The following is a 3,772-nucleotide window of genomic DNA, read 5'->3' on the forward strand; positions in this document are numbered from 1 at the left end:
TCCTGGATCTGCAGGAGATGGAGACCTCTCAGGAGGAGACCGCCCTGCTCGCCGCTAGCACTGCCAGCACCGGCGGCTGCTGAGCGCAGTAAATGACGAGGTGGCGTGAACCGGGATCCGTCTGGTTCACGCCACCTCCCCCAGGATGCCTCCCGCTCCGCGGGACCACCAGCCGGGCCACCCGCCGGCTCACCACCGTGAGGAAAACGCACCAGCATGTCGGACGCAGGCACACAGCTCTTCGGCGGGCGGCCCCTCGTCGGCCGCGCCGCGGACGCGTCGGGAATGCGACTCGTCAGCGACCACCCCGCGCGCACGGCGCTCGACGCCGACGTGTGCGCCCTCGCCCTGGCCCGGGTGCTGCGCGGGCACGGGCTCGGCGGCGGGCGGCGCGTCCTGCTCAAGGCGGGCAACTCCCCGGTGTACGTGGTCGCGTTGCTCGCGCTGATGCGCCTCGACTCCTCGATCGTGCTGATCGACGGACAGCAGACCACGCAGGAGACGCACCGCCTCGCCGCCGCGGCGGGAGTCGACTTCGCGCTGGTGGAGCAGTTCGGTGACGCACCGTCAGGGCTGCCGTTCCTGACGATGGCGGAGCTGGACGAGGTCCTGCCCCACCACGACGCGGGGCGCGCCGCCGGGAGCGCCGCGGAGAGTACCGCGCACGCCGAGCCCCTCCGGGCCGTGAGCGCCGCGCACACGGACCCCTTCCGCGCGGTCGCCCGCTGGCTCGACCGTGACGACGCCCTGGTGCTGTGGTCCTCCGGCACGACCGGCGAACCGAAGGCCGTGGTCAAGTCCGGCCGCGCGTTCCTGCGCAACCTGGACCGGACCCGGCAGGCCCTCGGCTACCGGCCGGACGACGTCCTGCTGCCGGTCCTGCCGTACTCCCACCAGTACGGCCTGTCCCTCGTCCTGCTCGCCTGGCTGAGCCGCGGCACCCTGGCGGTCACCCCCAACTCCCGCCTGGACCGGGCCCTTTCGCTCGGTGCGGCCGTCGGCGCGACCGTCGTCGACGCCACGCCTGTGACGTACCGCAGCCTGCTGAACCTGGCCGGGCGCCATCCGGGACTGCTCGCCGGGCTCACCAAGGTGCGGCTGTGGTGCACCGGCGGGGCGCCGTCCGACCAGGACCTGGTGCGCCGGTTCCCGGAGGTCACGGGGGCGCCGCTGCTCGACGGCTACGGCAGCACCGAGATCGGCAACGTCTCCTTCGCGACCCCCGACAACCCCACGGGCTGCGGCCGCGTCCTGGACGGCCTGGACGTGTTCGTCACCGACGAGGCGGGGCGCCCGCTGCCGCCGGGCGAGATCGGCGAGATCCACGTACGCACCCCTGACCTCATGACCGGCTATCTGTCCGTGGCGGACGGCCTGACCCCGGCGCCGTCCGGGCCGTACCGGACGGGAGACCTCGGACACCTCGACGCGGCGGGGAACCTGTTCGTCCTGGGGCGCCGGTTCGCCGTGCACCGCCTGGGGTTCACGCTCTACCCGGAGGTCCTGGAGCGCAAGGCCGAGGCCTGCGGGCGCCCCGTGAAGATCGTCACCCGTGACGACGCGCGCCGCGGCCAGGAGCTGATCTTCGTCGTCGAGGACCCCGACGTCCGCGAGGCGTCGTACTGGCGGCGGCGGATCTGCGCGGCCCTGCCGCCCTTCGAGCACCCCAACCGCGTCGTCGTGGTGAGCCGCTTCCCGGTGAGCGCCAACGGCAAGCCCGACGGCCGCCTCCTGGCCCGCCAACTGGCCCTCTCCGACGGCCTCGCCGCCGACCCCGCCGACCGTGCGGACCCCGTCGGCCCCGCCGACCGCGCGGGCGCCCCCGAGCCGTCCCTCGCAGTGAACAGTCCCGAAAAAGCGGAAGGAACCCACCCATGAGCACGCACGGCAGCCGCGGCGCGGAGCGTCGCGTCGTCATCACAGGGACCGGCGTGGTCACCGCGATCGGCGAGACGGTGGACACCTTCTGGGACGCCCTCGTCGCCGGGCAGAGCGGCATCCGCACCCTCACGTCCATCGACACCACGGGACTCGCCACCCGCATCGGCGCCGAGGTCGTCGGCTTCGACCCGGTGCGCTACATGTCGCGCGTCGCCAGCCGCCGCATGGACCACTTCTCCTGGTTCGCCGTCGCCGCCGCCAAGCAGGCCATGGAGGAGTCCGGGCTCACCGTGACCGAGGAGAACGGCCACCGGCTCGGCGTCCTCATGGGCACCGGATACGCCGCGAACGTGGCCGCGGGCAACGCCCTGGACGCACTGCTCAGTCGCGGGCCCAAGGGCGTCAGCACCAGCTACGCCACCGGCGCGTCGCCCGACAACGCCTCCTCCGAGATCGCCCTCCAGTACGGCGCCGAAGGCCCCACCGCCGCCCTGGTGAGCGCCTGCGCCACCGGCACCTCCTGCGTCGGCGAGGCCATGTGGATGATCCGCCAGGGCCGCGTCGACGCGATGATCGCGGGCGGCAGCGACGACCCGATCACCCGGCTCGACATCGCCGCCATGTGCAACATCCGCGCCCTGTCCCGCCGCAACGACGAACCCACCCGCGCCAGCCGGCCCTTCGACCAGGGCAGGGACGGCTTCGTCCTCGGCGCGGGCGGCGGCGCCCTGGTCCTGGAGGAGGCCGAGTTCGCGCGGCGGCGCGGCGCCACGATCCTCGCCGAGGTCGTCGGCTACGGCGCCACGACCGACGCCTACCACGCCACCGCACCGCACCCCGAGGGCCGCGGCGCGCAGCGGGCCATCCGCGACGCCCTCGACGACGCGCGGCTCGACCCCGCCGACATCGACTACGTCAACGCGCACGGCACCAGCACCCCGCTGAACGACCCCACGGAAGTCGCGGCCCTGCGGGCCGTCCTGGGCGAGCACGCCACCCGGATCCCCGTCAGCTCCCAGAAGTCGATGATCGGCCACCTCATCGGCGGGGCCGGCGCCGTGGAGCTGGTCGCCACCGTCAAGACGCTGAACACCGGCATCGTCCCGCCCACCCTCAACTGCGACGACCCGCTGGACACCGAGATGAACTTCGTCCCGCACACCGCGCAGAAGCACGAGGTGCGCACCGCGCTGAGCAACTCCTTCGGCTTCGGCGGCCACAACGCGGTGCTCGCCGTGCGGGCCTGGGACGCGTGATGCGGGGCGACTTCGTCTCCCTGGAGCCCTGCCGCGACGAGGACTTCCAGACGCTGTCCGACTGGTCGGCCAGCACCGTGAGCACCTACTCGTCGGGCTCGCCGCAGTTCGTCTCCGTCGAGGCCCTGCGACAGGCGGGCAACTTCCTGATGGTCGTCACCCACGACGGGCAGCGCGTCGGCGCCGTCAACTGGAGCCCGCTCGCCCACCCGAGCAGCTACACCATCGGCTCGGCCATCGGCGCCCCCGACCTGTGGACCCAGGGCTACGGCGTCGAGGCGAACGTGCTGCTGCTCAACTACCTCTTCCACGCCCGCAACGCCCACCGGGTGCAGCTGACCCTCGGCACGTACAACCGGCAGATGGTGCAGATCATCACGCACGGCGGCTTCACCCTCGAAGGGGTCCTGCGGGACTACTTCTTCCTGGACGGACAGTACTTCGACGCCGTCGTCTGCTCCCTGCTGCGCGACGAGTTCTACGCGCTGTCCCGCGACTCCGAGCTCGGCCTCGCCGCCGACGTCATCCCGGCCGCGGAGAAGGAGGACGCCCGGCGGCTGCTGCTCGACCACTTCTCGGCGACGTCCGCGACGTACTTGCGGGACCTGTTCGAGCGCTCCTGAACGGTGCGGCGC

The 3,772-nt window shown here is 72.8% G+C and carries 3 protein-coding genes; all 3 read left to right on the forward strand.

Annotated features, from left to right (window positions below):
• Positions 1-216: 216 nt before the first annotated feature.
• From ACFWZ5_RS45520 to ACFWZ5_RS45530, 3 genes are read left to right on the forward strand one after another with little or no spacing between them, the layout of a single operon-like run.
• Complete coding sequence (locus ACFWZ5_RS45520) at positions 217-1,878, forward strand: class I adenylate-forming enzyme family protein (RefSeq protein WP_384805305.1); 1,662 nt, start codon at positions 217-219, stop codon at positions 1,876-1,878.
• Entirely contained in the window at positions 1,875-3,137 is a 1,263-nt protein-coding gene (fabF, locus tag ACFWZ5_RS45525; RefSeq protein WP_384805303.1) for a beta-ketoacyl-ACP synthase II, read from the forward strand. Before ACFWZ5_RS45520 ends, fabF begins: the two co-directional genes overlap by 4 nt.
• Entirely contained in the window at positions 3,137-3,760 is a 624-nt protein-coding gene (locus ACFWZ5_RS45530) for a GNAT family N-acetyltransferase (protein WP_384805301.1), read from the forward strand. Before fabF ends, ACFWZ5_RS45530 begins: the two co-directional genes overlap by 1 nt.
• Positions 3,761-3,772: the final 12 nt, after the last annotated feature.

It is taken from the genome of Streptomyces sp. NPDC059003 (assembly GCF_042740445.1).
Taxonomy (GTDB): Bacteria; Actinomycetota; Actinomycetes; order Streptomycetales; family Streptomycetaceae; genus Streptomyces.

Excerpts from the sequence above, each read along its gene's own strand:
- ACFWZ5_RS45520 (WP_384805305.1), top strand. The coding sequence starts at position 217 with ATGTCGGACGCAGGCACACAGCTCTTCGGCGGGCGGCCCCTCGTCGGC.
- fabF (WP_384805303.1), top strand. The coding sequence starts at position 1,875 with ATGAGCACGCACGGCAGCCGCGGCGCGGAGCGTCGCGTCGTCATCACA.
- ACFWZ5_RS45530 (WP_384805301.1), top strand. The coding sequence starts at position 3,137 with ATGCGGGGCGACTTCGTCTCCCTGGAGCCCTGCCGCGACGAGGACTTC.